The organism is Burkholderia metallica (assembly GCF_902832845.1).
GTDB classification, from domain to species: domain Bacteria; phylum Pseudomonadota; class Gammaproteobacteria; order Burkholderiales; family Burkholderiaceae; genus Burkholderia; species Burkholderia metallica.
On the sequence record NZ_CADFDB010000011.1, the window covers coordinates 38178 to 57238 of the forward strand.

The 19061-nt window shown below is 67.8% G+C and carries 20 protein-coding genes and 1 tRNA gene; 8 read left to right on the forward strand and 13 right to left on the reverse strand.

Annotation, left to right across the window (positions count from 1 at the left end; all coding sequences use genetic code 11):
* The first annotated feature begins 45 nt into the window (after nucleotides 1–45).
* Nucleotides 46–1443, forward strand: a complete 1398-nt coding sequence (locus HWX08_RS26800; RefSeq protein ID WP_174922509.1) for an enolase C-terminal domain-like protein — start codon at nucleotides 46–48, stop codon at nucleotides 1441–1443.
* A 253-nt stretch (nucleotides 1444–1696) separates the two neighbouring features.
* Here the strand turns inward: HWX08_RS26800 and HWX08_RS26805 are convergent.
* The 5 genes from HWX08_RS26805 to HWX08_RS26825 all read right to left on the reverse strand — a co-directional run bounded on the left by HWX08_RS26805 (nucleotide 1697) and on the right by HWX08_RS26825 (nucleotide 4155).
* Nucleotides 1697–1772, reverse strand: a tRNA-Ala gene (locus HWX08_RS26805).
* Between the two features lie 66 nt (nucleotides 1773–1838).
* Nucleotides 1839–2201: a c-type cytochrome gene (locus HWX08_RS26810; RefSeq protein WP_069255497.1), complete on the reverse strand. Its 363-nt coding sequence runs from the start codon at nucleotides 2199–2201 to the stop codon at nucleotides 1839–1841.
* Nucleotides 2198–2998: a BON domain-containing protein gene (locus HWX08_RS26815; RefSeq protein WP_069257919.1), complete on the reverse strand. Its 801-nt coding sequence runs from the start codon at nucleotides 2996–2998 to the stop codon at nucleotides 2198–2200. The genes HWX08_RS26810 and HWX08_RS26815 overlap by 4 nt, the downstream gene beginning before the upstream one ends.
* A gap of 17 nt (nucleotides 2999–3015) precedes the next feature.
* Nucleotides 3016–3600 carry an SIS domain-containing protein gene (locus tag HWX08_RS26820; protein WP_069255496.1) on the reverse strand — a complete coding sequence of 195 codons (585 nt, stop codon included), beginning with the start codon at nucleotides 3598–3600 and terminating at the stop codon, nucleotides 3016–3018.
* Between the two features lie 126 nt (nucleotides 3601–3726).
* Complete coding sequence (locus tag HWX08_RS26825; protein WP_174922528.1) at nucleotides 3727–4155, reverse strand: YraN family protein; 429 nt, start codon at nucleotides 4153–4155, stop codon at nucleotides 3727–3729.
* Nucleotides 4156–4201: 46 nt separating this feature from the next.
* Here HWX08_RS26825 and rsmI point away from each other — a divergent pair, with 46 nt between their 5' ends.
* Complete coding sequence (gene rsmI / locus HWX08_RS26830) at nucleotides 4202–5083, forward strand: 16S rRNA (cytidine(1402)-2'-O)-methyltransferase (RefSeq protein ID WP_107313801.1); 882 nt, start codon at nucleotides 4202–4204, stop codon at nucleotides 5081–5083.
* Nucleotides 5084–5191: 108 nt separating this feature from the next.
* Here rsmI and HWX08_RS26835 read toward each other — a convergent pair whose 3' ends face one another.
* Nucleotides 5192–5803: a septal ring lytic transglycosylase RlpA family protein gene (locus HWX08_RS26835; RefSeq protein WP_174922508.1), complete on the reverse strand. Its 612-nt coding sequence runs from the start codon at nucleotides 5801–5803 to the stop codon at nucleotides 5192–5194.
* A gap of 655 nt (nucleotides 5804–6458) precedes the next feature.
* Between HWX08_RS26835 and HWX08_RS26840 the strand changes: the two genes are divergently transcribed.
* From HWX08_RS26840 to HWX08_RS26850, 3 genes are all read left to right on the forward strand, one after another.
* Nucleotides 6459–7103 (forward strand): MBL fold metallo-hydrolase, encoded by a 645-nt coding sequence (locus HWX08_RS26840; protein WP_069255492.1) that lies wholly within the window; start codon nucleotides 6459–6461, stop codon nucleotides 7101–7103.
* Nucleotides 7100–7759 (forward strand): 3'-5' exonuclease family protein, encoded by a 660-nt coding sequence (locus HWX08_RS26845; RefSeq protein WP_069255491.1) that lies wholly within the window; start codon nucleotides 7100–7102, stop codon nucleotides 7757–7759. Before HWX08_RS26840 ends, HWX08_RS26845 begins: the two co-directional genes overlap by 4 nt.
* A gap of 79 nt (nucleotides 7760–7838) precedes the next feature.
* Complete coding sequence (locus HWX08_RS26850; RefSeq protein ID WP_006477376.1) at nucleotides 7839–8309, forward strand: Lrp/AsnC family transcriptional regulator; 471 nt, start codon at nucleotides 7839–7841, stop codon at nucleotides 8307–8309.
* 36 nt (nucleotides 8310–8345) lie between these two features.
* Here HWX08_RS26850 and HWX08_RS26855 read toward each other — a convergent pair whose 3' ends face one another.
* The 3 genes from HWX08_RS26855 to HWX08_RS26865 all read right to left on the reverse strand — a co-directional run bounded on the left by HWX08_RS26855 (nucleotide 8346) and on the right by HWX08_RS26865 (nucleotide 11060).
* Nucleotides 8346–9503, reverse strand: coding sequence for a cation diffusion facilitator family transporter (locus tag HWX08_RS26855; RefSeq protein ID WP_174922507.1), 1158 nt, complete (start codon nucleotides 9501–9503; stop codon nucleotides 8346–8348).
* 239 nt (nucleotides 9504–9742) lie between these two features.
* Nucleotides 9743–10036 (reverse strand): H-NS histone family protein, encoded by a 294-nt coding sequence (locus tag HWX08_RS26860; RefSeq protein ID WP_006491875.1) that lies wholly within the window; start codon nucleotides 10034–10036, stop codon nucleotides 9743–9745.
* A 364-nt stretch (nucleotides 10037–10400) separates the two neighbouring features.
* Nucleotides 10401–11060, reverse strand: a complete 660-nt coding sequence (locus tag HWX08_RS26865) for a HugZ family pyridoxamine 5'-phosphate oxidase (RefSeq protein ID WP_174922506.1) — start codon at nucleotides 11058–11060, stop codon at nucleotides 10401–10403.
* Between the two features lie 267 nt (nucleotides 11061–11327).
* Between HWX08_RS26865 and HWX08_RS26870 the strand changes: the two genes are divergently transcribed.
* Nucleotides 11328–12545, forward strand: a complete 1218-nt coding sequence (locus tag HWX08_RS26870; protein ID WP_174922505.1) for an MFS transporter — start codon at nucleotides 11328–11330, stop codon at nucleotides 12543–12545.
* 87 nt (nucleotides 12546–12632) lie between these two features.
* Here HWX08_RS26870 and HWX08_RS26875 read toward each other — a convergent pair whose 3' ends face one another.
* Together HWX08_RS26875 and HWX08_RS26880 are read right to left on the reverse strand one after the other, a co-directional pair.
* Nucleotides 12633–13775 carry a branched-chain amino acid ABC transporter substrate-binding protein gene (locus HWX08_RS26875; RefSeq protein WP_069255487.1) on the reverse strand — a complete coding sequence of 381 codons (1143 nt, stop codon included), beginning with the start codon at nucleotides 13773–13775 and terminating at the stop codon, nucleotides 12633–12635.
* A gap of 416 nt (nucleotides 13776–14191) precedes the next feature.
* On the reverse strand, nucleotides 14192–15271 hold the full coding sequence (locus HWX08_RS26880; protein ID WP_174922504.1) for an NAD(P)H-dependent flavin oxidoreductase: 1080 nt from the start codon (nucleotides 15269–15271) through the stop codon (nucleotides 14192–14194).
* Between the two features lie 223 nt (nucleotides 15272–15494).
* Here HWX08_RS26880 and HWX08_RS26885 point away from each other — a divergent pair, with 223 nt between their 5' ends.
* Both HWX08_RS26885 and HWX08_RS26890 read left to right on the forward strand, forming a co-directional pair.
* Complete coding sequence (locus HWX08_RS26885; protein WP_069255485.1) at nucleotides 15495–16187, forward strand: dienelactone hydrolase family protein; 693 nt, start codon at nucleotides 15495–15497, stop codon at nucleotides 16185–16187.
* An 80-nt stretch (nucleotides 16188–16267) separates the two neighbouring features.
* Nucleotides 16268–17746 (forward strand): amidase, encoded by a 1479-nt coding sequence (locus HWX08_RS26890; RefSeq protein WP_174922527.1) that lies wholly within the window; start codon nucleotides 16268–16270, stop codon nucleotides 17744–17746.
* 91 nt (nucleotides 17747–17837) lie between these two features.
* Here HWX08_RS26890 and metF read toward each other — a convergent pair whose 3' ends face one another.
* Both metF and HWX08_RS26900 read right to left on the reverse strand, forming a co-directional pair.
* Nucleotides 17838–18668, reverse strand: coding sequence for a methylenetetrahydrofolate reductase [NAD(P)H] (metF, locus tag HWX08_RS26895; RefSeq protein WP_174922503.1), 831 nt, complete (start codon nucleotides 18666–18668; stop codon nucleotides 17838–17840).
* 24 nt (nucleotides 18669–18692) lie between these two features.
* Nucleotides 18693–19046 carry a phage holin family protein gene (locus HWX08_RS26900; RefSeq protein WP_011882923.1) on the reverse strand — a complete coding sequence of 118 codons (354 nt, stop codon included), beginning with the start codon at nucleotides 19044–19046 and terminating at the stop codon, nucleotides 18693–18695.
* Between the last annotated feature and the right edge of the window lie 15 nt (nucleotides 19047–19061).

Below are 19061 nucleotides of genomic sequence, written 5' to 3' on the forward strand. Positions count from 1 at the left end.
GGCGCAGCCGGCCGCCCGCGCGTCACCGGAATCAGGAGCGAACCGATGCCAGAATCCCGCCGTGCCGGCACCCCGCGCGTCACGCGCATGCAGGTGATTCCCGTCGCCGGCCGCGACAGCATGCTGCTCAACCTGTGCGGCGCGCACGCGCCGTACTTCACGCGCAACCTCGTGATTCTCGACGACAGCAGCGGACACACCGGGGTCGGCGAAGTGCCGGGCGGCGAAGGCATCCGCCACGCACTCGAACGCATGACGGATCTCGTGGTCGGCCAGTCGATCGGACGCTACCAGGCAACGCTCAACGCCGTGCGCGCGGCGCTCTCCGGCGCGCAGGCCGGCGCGGGCCGCACGATCCGGCACGAAGTGACGTCGGCCGGCGAGGCGGCCGTGCTGCGCCAGCCGCACGAGATCAACCTGCGGCTCGACAACGTGATCACCGCGATCGAGGCGGCGCTGCTCGACCTGCTCGGCCAGCATCTCGACGTGCCGGTCGCCGCGCTGCTCGGCGAAGGACAGCAGCGCGACGCGGTGCCGATGCTCGCCTATCTGTTCTACGTCGGCGACCGGCGCCGCACCGATCTGCCGTATCGCGACGAGATGCACGCCGCGCATGCGTGGTTCCGGCTGCGCAACGAGGAAGCGCTCACGCCGGCCGCGATCGCACGGCAGGCAGAGGCCGCGGTCGAGCGCTACGGCTTCGCCGATTTCAAGCTGAAGGGCGGCGTGATGGCCGGCGCCGACGAGATGGAGGCGATCGCCGCGATCAAGGCGCGCTTCCCCGACGCGCGCGCGACGCTCGACCCGAACGGCGCGTGGTCGCTCGACGAAGCCGTTGCGCTGTGCCGCGGACAAGGCCACCTGCTCGCGTATGCGGAAGATCCGTGCGGGCCGGAAGGCGGGTATTCGGGCCGCGAGGTGATGGCCGAATTCCGTCGCGCGACGGGCATCCCGACCGCGACCAACATGATCGCGACCGACTGGCGGCAGATGGATCATGCGGTGCGGCTGCAGGCGGTCGACATCCCGCTCGCCGATCCGCATTTCTGGACGATGCAGGGCTCGGTGCGGCTCGCGCAGCTGTGCCGCGACTGGGGGCTCACGTGGGGCTCGCATTCGAACAACCATTTCGACGTGTCGCTCGCGATGTTCACGCATGCGGCGGCCGCCGCGCCCGGCACGATCACCGCGATCGACACGCACTGGATCTGGCAGGAAGGCGATGCGCGGCTCACGCGCGAGCCGCTCGAGATCGTCGGCGGCAAGGTGGCCGTGCCGGAGCGGCCGGGGCTCGGGATCGAACTCGACATCACGCAGGTCGAGGCCGCGCATGCGCTTTACCGGGAAGTCGGCGGCACCGCGCGCGACGATGCGGCCGCGATGCGCTATCTCGTGCCGGGGTGGACGTACGATCCGAAGCGGCCGAGTTTCGGGCGGGGGTGAAAGGAGGTGGCGGGGGGTGTCAAATGTCGAAAACGGCTGCGTCCCGCCGGCGGCCCGGATCGTCGGCCATCACAGCGGCATTCGCCGGGCGGCTGGCGGTGCCGATATTCAAGCTCGTGCATGAACGGATGACCTGACCGGTTGCCGGTCGCCGCTCGCGCCATGACGAGCGCGGCGCGCGGACGGGACCGTCATCGCCGAACCGCAAAAACAAAAAGGGCTCGGTCTGACGACCGAGCCCTTCGAATCCCGTTGGTGGAGCGGAGGAGGATCGAACTCCCGACCTTCGCATTGCGAACGCGACGCTCTCCCAGCTGAGCTACCGCCCCAACAGTCAACTATCATACACACGCATTTCTGCGCTTGGCAATAGGGGTTGAGTCGCCCCCAAAGCGTTACTTCGACGGCGCGCCCGCCAGCACCCATTCGACCACCGAACGGACATCGGCGTCGCTCATGCGCGGGTGCGCGGGCATCGGAATCGCGCCCCAGGCGCCGGAGCCGCCGTCCTTCACCTTCTTCGACAGCTTCGCGACGGCCTGCGGATCGGACTTGTAGCGGGCGGCGATATCCTTGAACGACGGGCCGACGAGCTTGCGATCGACCGCGTGACAGCCCATGCATGCGTTACCGCGCGCCACCTTCAGGCCGTCGCCAACGTCCGCTTGCGCGGCGCCCAGCGTCCCCGCCACGAGCGCCGCGGCTGCGGCGCCCCGCACCATCCACCGTTTCATCTGCTTCATCTGCACGCTCTTCATTGCGCGGGCGCCTTCGGGTTGCCCGGGTGCACGCTCGACGAATTCGAGATCGGCGCGGGCGGCTGCAGCGGCGTGGACTGCACCGACGCATCGGGCACCGCGCCCACCGTCGCGCTGTCCGCCGGCACCGCGGCGGCCTGCGCACCGGACGCGCCGCTCGCGGGCGATGCGTTCTGCAGCGCCTGCGCGTCCTGCGGCTTCACATACTGAAACACCTTCACGACCTTCTCGACGCCCGGCACCTGGCTCGCGGCTTCCGCGCCGCGATTGCCTTCGTCCACCGTCACGAGCCCCATCAGGTAAACGTTGCCGCGCTCGCTGACGACCTTGTAGTAGTTCGCCGAGATGCCCTTCGTCGCGATCAGCTCGGACTTCACGCGCCCTTCGAGGTACGAGTCGTTCGCACGCGACGACAGCGACGACGCCGGCTCGACGGACAGCTCGTTGACGATGCCGTTCACGTTGTTGATGCCGCGCACGATTTCCTCGGCGCGCTGCTTCGATGCATCGTTCGGCACTTCGCCCGTCAGCAGCACGCGGCGGTTGAACACCGTCACGTTCACGTGCGACTGGTCAGGCAATCCGTTGTTGATCTGCGTGAGCGACTTGACCTGGATCTCGCGATCCTCCGTCTGCGCACCGAGCGTCCGGCGATCGGTCGCGATCAGCGCGCCGCCGCCGGCCGCGGCGCCCACGACGCCGAGCACACATCCCTGCAGCGACACGGCGAGGCCCGCCGTCAGTGCAGCGAGCAGCGTGGTTCTGACGAGCGTCTGTTTGACGCGGCTTTGATTCATCGACGGCTCTCCTTCGTTCAATCCTCACCCAGCAGCATCGCGTCGATGCCGTCGCACAGGCAGTGGATGGTCAGCAGATGGACTTCGTGGATGCGTGCCGCGCGAACGGCGGGCACGCTGATCGGAATATCGGTGTCGGACAGCGCGGCGGCGATCGCATGGCCGTCGCCGCCCGTCAGCGCGACGACGGTCATCTCGCGCTCATGCGCTTCGTCGATCGCGGCCAGCACGCGCGGCGACGCGCCGCCCGGGTCGAGCACCAGCAGGATGTCGCCGGTCTGGCCGAGCACGCGTACCTGCTGCGCGAACAGTTGCTCCGGGGCGGCCGCGCCCGCGAGGCCGCCTTGCGACGCATCGGTCGCCAGCGCGATCGCGGGCAGCCCCGGGCGTTCGCGCTCGAAGCCGCCGACGAGCGACACGGCGAGGTAATGCGCGGCGGCGGCCGACGGGCCGTCACCGCACGCGACGATCTTGTTGCCGTTCGCCAGCGCGGCGAACATTGCATCGACCGCGGCTGCGATCGGCAGCGACAGCGCGTCGGCCGCTTCGGCGTGAAGCGCGGCGCTGTCGCGAAAATGTTGCTGAATACGTTCGACTGACATCGATTCCTGGTGAACTGGGCGCGTGGCACGCATCGCGCGACATCGTGGGTGCGGCGAGTTTACCGTACTCCGGCACCCTCTCCCGCGGTCCGGCAAGAACTCTTTACATCTCGTCACAGCTCGCCGCTACGCATCGTCGGCACGAAATGCGTCGCGCAGCCACGCGAGCCGCCCGGCCTCGAACGCGACGACGTCGAAGCGGCACGCGGCACCGGCGCCATGCCGCGCCCAGAACTGGAGCGCGGCCGCCACCACGCGCCGCCGCTTGCGCCAGCCGACGCTCGCGGCCGCGCCGCCATGCCGGACGCTGCGCCGCGCGCGTACCTCGACGAACACGAGCAGGCCGTCGGGCTCGCGCATCACGAGATCGAGCTCGCCGCCGCGCATCGTCACGTTCGCCGCGACGAACGCGAGGCCGCGACGTTCGAGGAACTGCCGCGCACGTTGCTCGAACGCCGCGCCGACCGGTTTGGATCGCGCCGCGCCGGAAAAGTTGTCGCCCGCGAGCGGCAAACCGCGCCCGTCGCCCGGCCGGGCCGGCGCCGCGTGGCACAATGCCGTCCTTGTTCCGCTTGCGCCGCGATTGCGTGCATTGCCTGCCATGACTGCCCTCCTCGAACTCGCGCACACGCAGCACTACCCGGACGCCGCGCTCTACGTGGTCGCCACGCCGATCGGCAACACCGCCGACATCACGCTGCGCGCGCTGCATGTACTCGGCCTGGCCGACCGCATCGCGGCCGAAGACACCCGCAACACGGGCCAGCTGCTCGCCCGCTACGGGATCTCGAAGCCGCTCGTCGCCGTGCACGAGCACAACGAACGCGAAGCCGCGCAGCGCGTGATCGAACTGCTGCGTGGCGGCGACCGCGTGGCCTACGTGTCGGACGCCGGCACGCCCGGCATCTCGGACCCCGGCGCGCGGCTCGTCGACGCGGTGCGCGCCGCCGGCTTCGCGGTGATCCCGCTGCCGGGCGCGAGCGCGGCCGTGACCGCGCTGAGCGTGGCCGGCGACTGGGCCGGCGCCTTCACGTTCGCGGGCTTCCTGCCGCCGAAGGCGAAGCAGCGCGCGAGCGCGCTGCAGGCGCTGGTGTCGCACCCGTACGCACTGGTGTTCTACGAGGCACCGCACCGGATCGCCGACACCGTCGCCGCGCTCGCCGACGCGTTCGGCCCCGCGCGCCGGCTGCTGATCGCGCGCGAGCTCACCAAGCTACACGAGCAGTTGTTCCAGGGCACCCTGGCCGAAGGACAGAGCTGGCTCGCCGGCGATGCGAACCGGCAGCGCGGCGAATTCGTGCTGGTCGTCGAAGGCGCGCCCGCGACGAGCGGCGAAGCCGACGACACCGCGCACGACGCGCTGCTCAGGCTGCTGCTGGAAGAGGTGCCCGTGAAGAGCGCGGCCAGGCTCGCGGCCGCCCTGACGGGCGCGTCGCGCAACACGCTGTATGCGCGTGCGCTTGCGCTGAAGGAAGAGAACTGACGCGCGGCCCGGCCGGCCCGGGAAACCGGCGCCGGCTGCGCGGTGCGGAAAAGACGAAGGGCTGCCCGCGGGCAGCCCTTTTGCATCGGCGGTCGATCCGCCGCGTGGTTACTTCGCCGAGATCGACGCGAACATTTCGTCGCGTGCCTCGCGCGCTTCCTGCGGCGACAGCCCTTCGATCTTCACGCGGCCCGTGCCGGCATGCACGAGGCCGATCACCTTGGCGGCGGCATACGACAGGTCGAGCACGCGGCCACGCTTGAACGGCCCGCGATCGTTGACCTTCACGACGACCCACTTGCCGGTCGATGCGTTCGTCACCTTGATGTACGACGACAGCGGCAGCGTACGGTGCGCGGCGGTGAACGCGTTCATGTTGAAGCGCTCGCCGTTCGCGGTGCGGCGGCCGTGGAAATCCCGCCCGTACCACGATGCGCGGCCCGTCTGGCGGAAGTCGGATACATCCTTGCCGTCGATCGGCTCGGCGTCCGCCAGCGACGACTTCTTCGCGTCCTTGCTGTCGGCGGCCGGCAGCGACGCCAGCGCGGAATCAAAACTGAGTTGCTGCTTGTCGTCGTCCGCTTTCGCGGCAGCGGCCGTCTTGTCGACCGCGTTCTTCTGGTTCGCGCTGCTGGTGGTCTGGCTGGGTGGCACCGCACAGCCCGTCAGCGCGAAAAACAATGCAATGGTTCCGAATCGGCTCGGAAAACGTAAATTCATCGACGTGTCGCCTTCTGGTTCGGGCCGCACCGATACAACGCTGCGTCACAACGCAAACATGCGGCCCGGACGGCAAATGCGTGCACGCCCCGCTCGAATACGAGCAGGCGGCTAGCATGGGCGCGGCTTTCTCTATGCCGCAACCGTCCTGATTAGCTTTCACGTCTGGCGCAACCTGTCCCCAACAGCCTGACCAGACCCCACATGCCGCCATCGAACATGGTTTCACGTTCGCGCGCGTCGAAACGACCAACGCACGGGAACGGCGGCACAGGCCTCATCCGGCGGCGCGGCAGCAGGGCCGCAGGCGGGCGCGCAGCACCCGGCCGGACAAGACGTGAGCACCGACTACGCGGTGCTGGATACACCGCCGGACTCCCCGGCGGCTGATGCTTGACGGTGCTTCCGGTGCCCTCGTTTAACGGGGCCGAAACACCAGCGAATGGCGTGAAATTCACGCGCAATGGAGCGCATTATACATAAGTCAAAACGCTGTCTCGAAAAGTGCCCGCGGCAGACCATTGATTCTCGCTATGGCGGTAACAATCGGCATGCTCCGGGAATGCCCTCATCCGCGCGCCGCGGCGCGCATCGCACGCGCGGCAGGCCGTGCGCGCGACCGGTACAATCGCTCCTTTTAGCCGCCGGTGCCCCCATGAAAGTCACGCTCATTCCGGTCACGCCGTTCCAGCAGAACTGCTCGCTGCTCGTCTGCGAGAAAACGGGCCGCGCCGCCGTCGTCGATCCGGGCGGCGATCTCGACCGGATCCAACAGGAAGTCGCGCGGCAGAACGTGCAGGTCGAGAAGGTGCTGCTCACGCATGGGCACATCGATCACTGCGCGGGCGCGAAGACGCTCGCGACGCACTACGGCGTGCCGATCGAGGGGCCGCAGGAAGAAGAGCGCTTCTGGATCGAGAAGCTGCCGATGCAAAGCGAGCGCTTCGGCTTTCCGGCCGCCGAAACCTTCGAGCCGGACCACTGGCTGAACGACGGCGACACCGTGCGGTTCGGCGACGAGACGCTCGAGGTCTATCACTGCCCGGGTCACACGCCCGGCCACGTCGTGTTCTTCAGCCGCGAACATCGCGTCGCGATCGTCGGCGACGTGCTGTTCGCCGGCTCGATCGGCCGCACCGATTTCCCGCGCGGCAATCACGCGGACCTCGTCAAGTCGATCAAGGAGAAGCTGTGGCCGCTCGGCGACGACGTGACGTTCGTGCCGGGCCACGGCCCCGTGTCGACCTTCGGCGACGAGCGCCGCACGAACCCGTTCGTGTCCGACAAGGTATTTGGATGAACCAGACCGCCATCCCGGAAATCTACGTCAGCACCGATGTCGAGGCCGACGGCCCGATTCCCGGCCCGCACTCGATGCTGAGCTTCGCGTCGGCCGCCTATACCGAGGACAAGCAACTGATCGCGACGTTCTCGGCCAATCTCGAAACGCTGCCGGGCGCCCATGCGCACCCGGTGCAGGAAGCGTGGTGGAAGACCGAGCCCGAAGCATGGGCCGCGTGCCGCAAGGATCTGCAGGCGCCCGAGGCGGCGCTCGTCGCGTACGTCGACTGGGTCGAGGCGCTGCCCGGCAAGCCGGTGTTCGTCGCGATGCCGGCCGGCTTCGACTTCACGTTCATGTTCTGGTACATGATGCGCTTCGCCGGACGCTGCCCGTTTTCGTGGTCGGCGCTCGACATCAAGACGCTCGCGTTCGCGATGACGGGCCTGCCGTACCGCAAGGCGATCAAGCCGCGTTTTCCGAAGCACTGGTTCGACGACCATCCGCACACGCATGTCGCGCTCGACGACGCGATCGAGCAAGGCGCGCTGTTCTGCAACATGCTTGCCGACCTGCGCCGCCAGCAGGCCGCGCTCGCGGGCCTCGCGGTGGCCGGCACCGATCGGTCGGACAGCGCGGGGGCGGGACAAAATCCCACGGATCCGCGAGCAAATTAGCGAATCTCGCTCAACAGCGCGTCGCCAGATTGCCTTTCCTTTCCCGGCCCTCTAACATTCAGCGTGTTGTAGCTGCCGCATGGAGGCGCAGGTGACGCTCGATTCCTTTTCGCAAAAAATCCTTCGCCTGTTGCAGCTCGACGCGCGCCGTTCCGTTCAGGAAATCTCCGACCAGGTCGGCCTGTCGAGCACGCCGTGCTGGCGCCGCATCAAGGACATGGAACAGTCGGGCGTGATCCAGCGCTATACGGCGCTGCTTGATCGCGAGAAACTCGGCCTGCACGTCTGCGCGCTCGCGCACGTGCATCTGACCCGCCACAACGAAGGCGGCGTCGAGCAGTTCGAGCGCGAGATCGCGACCTGCCCGGAAGTGACCGAGTGCTACAGCACGACCGGCGAAGCCGATTACATCCTCAAGATCGTCGCGCCGGACATCAAGGCCTACGACGTGTTCCTGCACGAACGCATCTTCAAGATCCCCGCCGTGTCGCAGGTGCGCACGAGCGTCGTGCTGCGCGAAATCAAGTTCGATACGCAACTGCCGCTGTGACGCGCACGCACGCCCAGCAGGCCCGCCGGCGGCGGGTCAGGCCTGCGCGGGCATTGTGCGCGTGAAGCCGATCCGGCGCGCGCCGAACTCGCGCTTCAGCGTGTCGGCATCGAGCCGGCCGGCCAGCGCCGCATCGGTGTCGTGCGGATCGCACGCGAGCGTCACGTCGATCTCGAGCCCCGTACTCAGGTAATGCAGGTTGATGGCCGCCGCCCGCAGCCCGCGCTGCGCGAGCGCGGCCTCGAGCCCTGCCGCGATCTCGCTGCGCGGCGGCAACGCGAGCGCCGGGCGGCGCGCCGCGTCGTTCTCCGGATCGACGTGGATCAGCGCGTCGAGCACGCGCGAGTCGGTCAGCACGCGCGCACGCGCGGTCTCGGCGATGTAGTGCCCTTCGGACACGGAGATTTTCGGGTCGACGAGGATGTGCGCGTCGACGAGCGCGGCATCGCCCATCTTGCGCGTGCGCAGATCGTGCACGTCGCGCACGCCGGGTGTCGCCGCGAGCAGCGCACGGATGTCGGCCGTGTCGCTCGTATCGAGCGCGCGGTCGGAGAGATCCTGCAGCGCGTCATAGCCGAACATCCAGCCCATGCGCGCGACCATGAAGCCGACGATCGCCGCGGCGATCGGGTCGAGCAGCCGCACGCCGGCCAGGCTGCCGACGATACCGATCGCAACCACGAGCGACGATGCGGCATCCGAACGCGCATGCCATGCGTTCGCGACGAGCATCGCCGAGCGCACGCGCCGCGCTTCGCGCAGCATGTAGCGAAACAGCGCCTCTTTCGACACGAGCACCGTCAGCGCGACGATCAGCGCGGAAAAATGGACTGCCGGAATGTTTTCGAGATTAACGAGACGGTCGCCGGCCCGCCAGAGCATGCCGACGCCGACCGCAATCAGGATTGCACCGAGAAACAGCGAAGCGACGGTCTCGTAGCGGCTGTGCCCGTAATTGTGGTCGGCGTCCGGCGATGCGCCGCTATGCCGATTCGCAACCAGCACGACAAAATCCGAGATCAAATCGGAAATCGAATGCACGCCGTCAGCAATCAATGCCTGCGAATGCGCAATCACGCCAACGGCGATCTGAAATGTCGCGAGGACGACATTCAGCACAATACTGACGAACGTGCTCTTGCGCGCAACGGTGTGCTTATCTGCGCTCTGCGCGTCGCCGGAAAACGTGGACATGAAATATGAGATATCGGTGTGCGATACCCGATTCTATCAAGCGCGGCCGGCGAACTCCGCCAATACCCACAAATTTCTTATTTAAATCAACCGCTTATGCGAACAGGTCGCATTTCCATTCGCACCGGATCATTACATTTCCATGACAGCGGCATGCGCAGCGACCGCTGGAAACAAAAAAGCCGCGCTCCTTCACGGACACGCGGCTTTTTTGAAGCGCAGGCAACTTAAACAAACGTTTAAATCGCAAACTGTTCACGGTTCTTGCCCGCGATCCAGCGCGGCGGCTTGCCGCGGCCCGACCACGTCGCGCCCGTTTCCGGATCGCGGTATTTCGCGGCGACGCCGGCGCGCGGACGGCCAACCTTGCCTGCCTTCGCGCGGCTGAGGCCGAGTTCGGCGAGCGAAAAGCCGTAGTCGGCAATTTTCTGCTTCACGTCATTCAGCACTTCAGCGTATTCACGCGACTTCGCTTCTTCGATTTGCTTCTCCAGCTTCTCCCGCTGGGCCAGCAGGTCCTTGTAAGAAGACATAGTTTCCCTTTCTATCTGACTAATGGCGCCGGTCTGAGCCAGCTCACCATTCATGAAATATATGTGCCTCGGATTTTCGAAGGCAGAGATTAGCACAAAAAAGATTTGATAGAAGCGAGATTCATGAAAATCCCGAGGTGAATTGAAATTCACTCGTGTCATTTTGACCGGTCGCGGCCTTTTCTCAAATTTTTACGTTCTTACACAGAGATCAGGACATTAGCCATTGGCTATTCGGTCTATCAACATACGCAATTACCCGCATTCGGAAAAATCGAAGCTTTCATCGGACGACAACTTTACGAAAATCGGATGGCGCGGTTCGGTAAACGGACAAAACGCGGACGAGTCGCTACCCGCGACGTCACGTCACATCTCGCGCGCAGGCGATCAGCCGTTCGCGCAACGCGCCCGCGTCGGCCGATGGCATCTCGAACGGTGACCGCACGCGGCGGCCTTCGTATCGCCAGTCGGCGCCGTGGCGATCGACGCCGAGCAGTTCGAGCCCGTCGCGGCGGCCCTCGCCGGTTTCGTATGCGTCCCACAACGCCTGTTCCTCGTCGAAAGCCAGCGGCGGCAGCGCATCGAGATGCGTGCCGTCGACCCAGCCCATGCGCCCGAAGCCGCCGATATAGCGCAGCCGCTCGACATCGAGCGCCCAGAACGTGAAATCGCCGAGCGCGAGATAGCGCGCGGCGTCCGGCTCGTAGCGAAGGTAGCGCGCGGTGACGTGCGGATCGTCGCCGAGCGGCACGAACCGGCCGAGCAGCGTCGCACGCTCGGCGTTCAGCACGTCGCCGCCGGGGGCGTCGACGACGAGGAAGCCCGCGCGCGGATCGCAGACCAGATTGCGCGTGTGCTCCGCCAGGCCGCTCACGAGGATCACGGGGCGATGGCTTGCATCGGGTGCAAACGGGACGACCGTCGGATACGGGAAGCCCTGCGGATCGCGCACATGGGTGGCGAGCGTGCCGAGTGCGCAGCGGTGCAGCAGATGCAGGGCGAGAGCGGGATCGATGTTCAAGGGGACTCCTGCGGTCGAAGGGCGGCGCGCCGGGCACGCCATGCGCTTCGATGTTACCCGCGGGCGCGGGGTGTCGCGCATCGGTCGAACGGCCGACGGGGGCGAACACGGGCGACGGGTCGCAGCGCTGCCGCGCCACCCGGTCTCCACCCACCGCCCCCTCCACCAAACGGCCATCGCCCGGCACGATCGTAAGCGGTTCGATAGAATCGGACAGGTCCGACGGGCGCCGCGTGCGTCCGCGCATTCCTTTTGACGAGCCTTTCCGTGTCCGAATCCTCTTCCCCCGAATCGTCGTCCCCGTTCGCCGCGCCGCCCGACGCGCACCGCGTGCTGTCGCTGCCGGCCCGCCAGCGCGCGCGCACCGCGTCGATGGCGCTGTTCTTCGTCGCCGGCATGATGTACGCGTCGTGGGGCGTGCACGTGCCGACCGTGCGCGACAAGTTCGCGCTGAGCCCCGGCCTGCTGTCGATCGCGCTGTTCGCGGTCGCCGGCGGCTCGATCGCCGCGATGCTGACCATCGCGCGCTGGATCGCACGCGTCGGCTCGCGCACCGCGTGCCTCGTCGGCGGGCTCGTGATGTCCGCGTGCGCGGCGCTGATCCTCGTCGTGCCCGACTACTGGATGCTGCTCGCGGTGCTCGCGCTGTTCGGCTTCTCGATGGCGACGCTCGACGTCGCGATGAACGCCGAGGCCAGCGCGGTCGAGATCGCGCTCGGCAAGCCGATCATGTCGTCGCTGCACGGGATGTTCAGCATCGGCGGGATGTCGGGCGCGGCGGCCGGCGGCGCGCTGCTGTCGGCGGGCATGGCGCCGGCCGCGCATCTCGCGCTCGCGGCGGCGGTGAGCGCCGCGGTGCTGGTGGCGGCGAGCCCGGCCGTGCTGCCGCACGTGCCGCATCACGAACAGGCGCACGGCGGCGGCAACCGCTGGCGCTCGCCCGCGTTGTGGATGCTCGGCGGCATCGCGCTGATCGCGTTGATCGCCGAAGGCGCGATGTACGACTGGGCGACGGTCTACATGCGCGACGTCGTCGCGGCGAGCCCCGCGCTCGCGAGCGCCGCGTATGCGGCGTTCTCGGGCGGGATGGCCGCCGCGCGCTTCGCGGGCGACGCCGTGCGCGCGCGCTTCGGCGCGCCGCAGCTCGTATTCGCGAGCGCGTCGCTCGCGTGCGCGGGGATGATCGGCGCGCTGCTGCTGCCGAATCCGGCGGCCGTGCTGATCGGCTTCACGATGATGGGCCTCGGCCTGGCCAACATGATGCCCGTGCTGTTCGCGGCCGCCGCGCGCGTGAAAGGCATCCACGCGGCCGAAGGGCTCGCGCATGTGGCCGGGCTCGCGTATTTCGGACTGCTGTTCGGTCCGGTCGTGATCGGCGCGGTCGCGCAGGCCGCGAACCTGACGATCGGCCTGTCGGTCGTCGCGCTGTGCGCGGCGCTCGTCGCGATCATCGCGCCGAAGGTGCTCGCCCACCTGAAGATCTGACGGCGCGGCGGCCTCCGCCGGCCCAAAAGAAAGCGCGCATGCGTTACCGCATGCGCGCTTTCACCCCTCCTGCGACCGCTTGTTGCGTTACATCTTCACTTCGTCGAGCAGCGACTTCTTGCCGCCCTTGTAGTTGTACAGCGAGATCACGCCGTGCTGCAGGTCGCCCTTCGAGTCGAAGGTCGTCGTGCCGATCACGCCCGTGTAGTTCGTCGCCGGCATCGCCGCGAGGATCTTCGCCGGGTCCGTCGAGTTCGCGCGCTTCATCGCGTCGGCGATGATGTACACGGCGTCATACGTGAACGGTGCGTAGATCTGGATCGGCTGGCCGAAACGCTTCTCGTACTTCGCCTTGAACGCGCCGCCGCCCGGCATCTTCTCGAGCGACGCACCGGCTTCCGAGCACACCACGTTGTCGGTCGCGTCGCCGGCCAGGTCGGCCAGCTTTTCCGTGCACACGCCGTCGCCCGCGAAGATCTTCGCGCGCAGGCCGAGCTGCTTCGCCTGTTTCGCGAACGGGCCGCCGGTGGCGTCCATGCCGCCGTACATGATCGCGTCCGGGTTCTCGCCCTTGATCTTGGTGAGAATCGCGCGGAAGTCGACCGCCTTGTCGTTCGTCGCGTCGTGCGACATCACCTTCAGGCCGAGCGCCTTCGCCTTCTTCTCGAACTCGTTCGCGAGACCCTGGCCGTACGCGGTCGAATCGTCGACCACGGCCACGCTCTTGATGCCCTTCGAGTGCGCGTAGTTCGCGAGTGCCGGGCCCTGCTGCGCATCGGTGGCCACCACGCGGTACGTGGTCTTGAAGCCCTGCTGCGTGTAGGCCGGGTTGGTCGCCGACGGCGAGATCTGCACGATGCCCGCATCGCTGTAGATCTTCGAGGCCGGGATCGACGTGCCCGAGTTCAGGTGGCCGACCACCGCGACGACCTTGTCGTCGACGAGCTTCTGCGCAACCTGCGTAGCCTGCCGCGGGTCGGCCGCGTCATCCTGCGGGTCGAGTTGCAGCGTGATTTTCTGGCCGCCGATCGTGAGACCCTTCGCGTTGATCTCCTCGACTGCGAGACGCGCACCGTTTTCGTTGTCCTTGCCCAGGTGTGCAATGCCGCCCGTCAAAGGCGCGACGTGACCGATCTTCACGACTTGATCGGCGGCCGCGTTGCCTGCAGCTGCAACGCACAGCATCGCCGCTGCGGTGATCGGCAACAGCTTCTGCATTTTGATATTCATGTAAGTCTCCAGTTTCGGTCCCAATAAACGCCATCGCCCGGTGCCCCGTTGCCATCCCTGTGCTTGCATTCACTGGACGATTCGCCGGTTGCATCGTTCATGCACTTGGCCTCAAGCACGTGAAAACAGCCGCTTTTAGCAGCCGCCCGTCCGTACTTGCGCGCAAGTGTAGGTGATCAAATTAATTTGTGGGACTTTTTTGGGGTAGTGGTAACACTACCGATACGCGCACTTTGGAACGACTCCTCGAATATCCCTGCGAGGCCCGCCGGATAAGGGTTTCCGCTAATTCCAGGCGACTCGGTGAAAGGTCGTTTTAAAACATTCCCGCGGCATTTCGATTCGGTATTTTGTGCCCGGGATCATTGAATGAAACGCGCGTGACAACGCGCGTTTCGTCGTCCGATATGAACGATTCAGGCCACCGCCGCGCGCCATTCGGCATCGAGCGCGGCCACGAGCTGCGACGTCGTCGGCGCGTCGCCGCGCCGCCGCGCGAGCGGTGCGCCCTGCCCGGCCCACAGCGACAGGTAGTCGCCGTCGTTCGCGCGTGCGGCGGCCTGGCGCAGCGGCTGCGTCAGCGCGTTCTGCACCGGATACGGCGCGACGTCGGCCAAGCGTTCGCCGAGCCGGGCCATCAGCGTGTTGCGCAGCCCGCGCGCGTGGCGGCCGGTGATCGCGCGCGTGACCTGCGTCGACGTATCGGTGCTCGCGAGCAGGCGCGCCTTCCAGTCCGGCGCGATCGCGCTTTCCGCGCAGGTGAGGAACGCGGTGCCGAGCTGCGCGCCCTGCGCGCCGAGCGCGAGCGCGGCCGCGATCCCGCGCCCGTCCATGATGCCGCCGGCGGCCAGCACCGGCAGGCCGGTCGCATCGACCAGTTGCGGCACGAGCGCGAACGTGCCGATCAGCGCGTCGGCGGCCGAACCGATGAACGTGCCGCGATGCCCGCCCGCCTCGGCGCCTTGCGCGGACAGCGCATCGGCGCCGGCCGCCTGCCACGCGAGCCCTTCGGCCACGTGCGTCGCCGTCCCGATCACGTAGGTGCCGGCGGCCTTCAGGCGTGCGACGTCGGCCGCATCGAGCACGCCGAACGTGAAGCTCGCCACCGGCACGCGCAGCGCGACGAGCGCGTCGAGCTGCGCGCGGAAGTCGGGCGCGTAGCGGGCGGGCGCGGTGCCCGGCGGCAAGCCGAGTGTCGCGTTCAGCGGGTCGATCGCGGCCAGTGCGCGCGCGACGGTCGCCGCATCGGGCGCGGTGTCCGGCAGCACGAACAGGTTGATCGCGAACGGGCGATCGGTCGCCGCGCGGATCGCGTCGACTTCGGCCGCGATGCGCTCGGGCGCGAATGCGCCGGCGCCGAGGCTGCCGAGCGCGCCGGCATTCGATGCGGCGACGACCATCGCGGTCGTGGTCGACCCGACCATCGGCGCCTGCACGAGCGGCAGGCGCAGGCCGAAGCGTTCGGAAAAGGGGGTGGAGAGCAGACGGGCGGACATGGCGAATCCTTCGATGACGATGCGCGAAAGCGCTTTGTAAAGGCCGGCACATCGACTCTATCGAAGCGGCGCAGCGCCGAAAAATGAATAATCGAGATTGAAACGATCGCTGCGCGAGAAGCGCTCGCGTGCCCTGCACCGACTCACGATCGGTGGCACACTAGGCCGCCCTATTCCACCCCGGGGCGCGCACCGCGCACCCCGTTCGCCAGGAGTTCAGAACGTGACTGCCCAATGGATCGACATCCCGACCGGTAACGACAGCTTCGGCGGCTATCTCGCGCTGCCCAAGCGCGGCAAAGGCCCCGCCGTCATCATCATCCAGGAGATCTTCGGCGTGAACTCGCACATCCGCGCGGTCGCCGACCAGTACGCGTCCGACGGCTTCGTCGCGCTCGCGCCGGACGTGTTCTGGCGCACGCAGCCGCGCGTCGAGCTGACCTACGAAGGCGCGGATCGCGACAAAGGCATCGAGCTGATGAAAAAGACCGACGTGGGCCTCGCGGTCGCGGACATCGGCGCAGCGGCCGACGCGCTGCGCGCACGCCCGGAAGTGGACGGCAAGGTCGCCGCGATCGGCTACTGCTTCGGCGGCCAGCTCGCCTACCGCGCGGCCGCGACCGGCAAGATCGACGCGGCCGTCGCGTACTACGGCGGCGGCATCCAGAACGCACTCGACCTCGCCGGCAAGATCACGCAGCCGATCCTGTTCCACTACGCGGAAAACGACCACGGCATCCCGCTCACGGCGGTCGACCAGGTGAAGGCCGCGTTCGCCGGCCACGGCCATGCGTCGTTCCACGTGTATCCGGGCGCCGAGCACGGCTTCAACTGCACGGACCGCGCGTCGTACCATCAGCGCGCGTCGGCGCTCGCGCACGGCCGCACGCTGACCTTCCTCGCCGAGCACCTCTAAAAACGGCCGTTCGCGGGTCCGCACAGCGGGCCCGCGTTATGCTGCCGACATCGCCACGAGTCACAACGGGGGTGACAGCGATGCACTCGGACTATCTCGCGCACGACGCGATCGGCCTCGCCGCACTGGTGCGCGAACGCAAGGCGAGCCCGCGCGAGCTGCTCGACGCCGCGATCGGCCAGGCCGAAGCGGTCAACGGCGCGATCAACGCGATCGTGCTGCAGGACTATGAAGCCGCGCGCCAGCGCGCGGCGGCCGCGCCCGACGGCGGCGCCGGCGCGCCGTTCGCCGGCGTGCCGTATCTCGTGAAGGATCTCGGCGCGGCGGTCGCCGGGCTGCCGTTGTCGATGGGCAGCCGGCACTACCGCTATTTCGTGCCCGCCGACGATTCGCCGGTGATCGCGCGCAGCCGCGCGGCCGGTCTCAACGTGTTCGGCAAGACCAACACGTCGGAGATGGGCCAGATGCCGTACACCGAACCCGAGCTGTTCGGCGCGTGCCGCAATCCGTGGAATCTCGATCACACGCCCGGCGGCTCGAGCGGCGGCGCGGCCGCGGCCGTCGCGGCCGGCATCGTGCCGCTCGCGCACGCGTCCGACGGCGGCGGCTCGATCCGCATTCCGGCGTCGTGCTGCGGGCTGTTCGGCCTGAAGCCGAGCCGCAACCCGGTACTCGTCGACCTGCCGTCGAACGGCGAGCTGGTGGTCCAGCACGCGGTCACGCGCAGCGTGCGCGACAGCGCGCTGCTGCTCGACGTGACGACGGGCCAGACCTTGCCGAGCGGCGCGCCCGGCACGTTCCTCGGCGAACTCGACACGCCGCCCGGCCCGCTGCGGATCGGCCTCGTGCTCGACCCGATGCTCGCGCCGGCGCTCGCCGACGACACGCGCGCCGCGCTCGACGACGCCGCGGCGCTGCTCGAATCGCTCGGCCACCACGTCGAGCCGGCGACGCTGCACGTCGACTACGCGCGCGCGGCCGAAACCTTCCTCACGCTCTGGGCGACGATCGCCGAGGAGATGGTGCTCGGCGCGCGTGCGCTGACCGGCCGCACGCCGAAGCGCGGCGAATTCGAAGCGGCGACGTGGGCGATGGCCGTGGTCGGCCGGCGCCTCGCGCGCACGCGGCTGCCGGACGTGCTCGAATGGCAGCGCCAGCTCACCGTGCAGGTGTCCGGCCTCGTGTCGCGCTACGACGCGATCCTGTGCGCGTCGCTCGCGGGCCCGCCGGTGAAGATCGGCGAGCTGCAGCCGACGCCGTACGAGACCGCGCAGATGAAGGTGCTCGCGGCGCTCCCGGTGAAGCCGCTGTTGAAGGAAATGCTCGCGAGGTCGTCGGAAAAGGCGTTCACGTGGGCCGGCTGCACCGAGCTGTTCAACCTGACCGGCCAGCCGGCGATGTCGGTACCGCTCTACTGGAACGCGCGCGGGCTGCCGATCGGCGTGCAGTTCGCCGCGCGTCACACCGACGATGGATTGCTGCTCAGGCTCGCGCGGCAGCTCGAACAGGCGCGGCCGTGGTTGGACCGCCGCCCGCCGCTGATGCAGGCGCAGCGCTGACGCACGCGGCCCCGCCGCGCAGGCGGGCCGAAAAAAAAGCCCCGCCGGCACGAACCGGCGGGGCTTTCACGCAGGCAGCGCGTGAGCGCGCTTACCCGTCGAGCCGTTCGCAGATCGTCCGCGTCGCGGCCGCCGCGTTCAGCGTATAGAAGTGCAGCCCGGGCACGCCCGCGTCGATCAGGCGCTGGCACAGGCCGGTGACGACGTCCGCGCCGAACGCGCGGATCGATTCGCGATCGTCGCCGAAGCTCTCGAGCCGGCGCGCCACCCAGCGCGGCACTTCGGCGCCGCACATCTCGGAAAAGCGCATCAGCTGCGAGAAGTTCGTGATCGGCATGATGCCCGGCACGATCGGCACGTCCACACCCAGCTTGCGCGCATCGTCGACGAAGCGGAAATACGCGTCGGCGTTGAAGAAATACTGCGTGATCGCGGAATTCGCGCCGGCTTTCACCTTGCGCGCGAAATTCTCGAGATCGGCCTTCGGCGAGCGCGCCTGCGGGTGGTACTCCGGATAGCCGGCCACCTCGATGTGGAACCAGTCGCCATGCTCGGCGCGGATGAAGCTGACGAGCTCGGACGCGTAGCGCAGCTCGCCGACCGCGCCCATCCCGGACGGCAGGTCGCCGCGCAGCGCGACGATGTGCCGGATGCCGTACGAGCGGTACTGGTCGAGGATCGCACGCAGGCTGTCGCGCGACGAGCCGATGCACGACAGGTGCGGCGCGGCCTCGAGGCCGTCCTTCTGCATGTCGAGCACGGTATCGAGCGTGCCCTGCTGCGTCGAGCCGCCGGCGCCGAACGTCACGGAGACGAATTTCGGCTTCAGCGGCAACAGCTGCGCACGCGTGGTGCGCAGCTTCTCGACGCCTTCCGCCGTCTTCGGCGGGAAGAATTCAAACGAGAGTTCGATCGGTTTCATGATTCGGTGGGAACACGCCCATGCTCAGCCGATGTCGCGCTGACCGAAGATCAGTGCGGACAACAGCCACGACACGATGCTGTACAGGATCGAACCGAAGAACGCGGACCAGAACCCCGACACCTCGAAGCCCTTCAGCAGCGACGACGCGAACCAGAAGCACAACGCGTTCACGACGAGGATGAACACCCCGAGCGTGACGATCGTGACGGGCAGCGTGAGCAGGATCAGCACCGGACGGATCACCGTGTTGATCAGGCCGAGCACGACCGCGACGATCAGTGCCGTGCCGAAGCTCTTGATGTGGATCGACGGCACGAGGTACGTGATGATCAGCAGCGCGAGCGCGTTGATGACCCAGGTGAGGATGACGCTCATGGAGTGCTCCGGTTC

Coding starts and splice junctions, on each gene's coding strand:
- HWX08_RS26810 (WP_069255497.1), bottom strand. CDS start 2,201: ATGAAGAGCGTGCAGATGAAGCAGATGAAACGGTGGATGGTGCGGGGC.
- rsmI (WP_107313801.1), top strand. CDS start 4,202: ATGACTGCCCTCCTCGAACTCGCGCACACGCAGCACTACCCGGACGCC.
- HWX08_RS26800 (WP_174922509.1), top strand. CDS start 46: ATGCCAGAATCCCGCCGTGCCGGCACCCCGCGCGTCACGCGCATGCAG.
- metF (WP_174922503.1), bottom strand. CDS start 18,668: ATGAAACCGATCGAACTCTCGTTTGAATTCTTCCCGCCGAAGACGGCG.
- HWX08_RS26890 (WP_174922527.1), top strand. CDS start 16,268: ATGCACTCGGACTATCTCGCGCACGACGCGATCGGCCTCGCCGCACTG.
- HWX08_RS26850 (WP_006477376.1), top strand. CDS start 7,839: ATGGAGGCGCAGGTGACGCTCGATTCCTTTTCGCAAAAAATCCTTCGC.
- HWX08_RS26820 (WP_069255496.1), bottom strand. CDS start 3,600: ATGTCAGTCGAACGTATTCAGCAACATTTTCGCGACAGCGCCGCGCTT.
- HWX08_RS26855 (WP_174922507.1), bottom strand. CDS start 9,503: ATGTCCACGTTTTCCGGCGACGCGCAGAGCGCAGATAAGCACACCGTT.
- HWX08_RS26835 (WP_174922508.1), bottom strand. CDS start 5,803: ATGAATTTACGTTTTCCGAGCCGATTCGGAACCATTGCATTGTTTTTC.
- HWX08_RS26815 (WP_069257919.1), bottom strand. CDS start 2,998: ATGAATCAAAGCCGCGTCAAACAGACGCTCGTCAGAACCACGCTGCTC.
- HWX08_RS26875 (WP_069255487.1), bottom strand. CDS start 13,775: ATGAATATCAAAATGCAGAAGCTGTTGCCGATCACCGCAGCGGCGATG.
- HWX08_RS26860 (WP_006491875.1), bottom strand. CDS start 10,036: ATGTCTTCTTACAAGGACCTGCTGGCCCAGCGGGAGAAGCTGGAGAAG.
- HWX08_RS26900 (WP_011882923.1), bottom strand. CDS start 19,046: ATGAGCGTCATCCTCACCTGGGTCATCAACGCGCTCGCGCTGCTGATC.
- HWX08_RS26845 (WP_069255491.1), top strand. CDS start 7,100: ATGAACCAGACCGCCATCCCGGAAATCTACGTCAGCACCGATGTCGAG.
- HWX08_RS26840 (WP_069255492.1), top strand. CDS start 6,459: ATGAAAGTCACGCTCATTCCGGTCACGCCGTTCCAGCAGAACTGCTCG.
- HWX08_RS26880 (WP_174922504.1), bottom strand. CDS start 15,271: ATGTCCGCCCGTCTGCTCTCCACCCCCTTTTCCGAACGCTTCGGCCTG.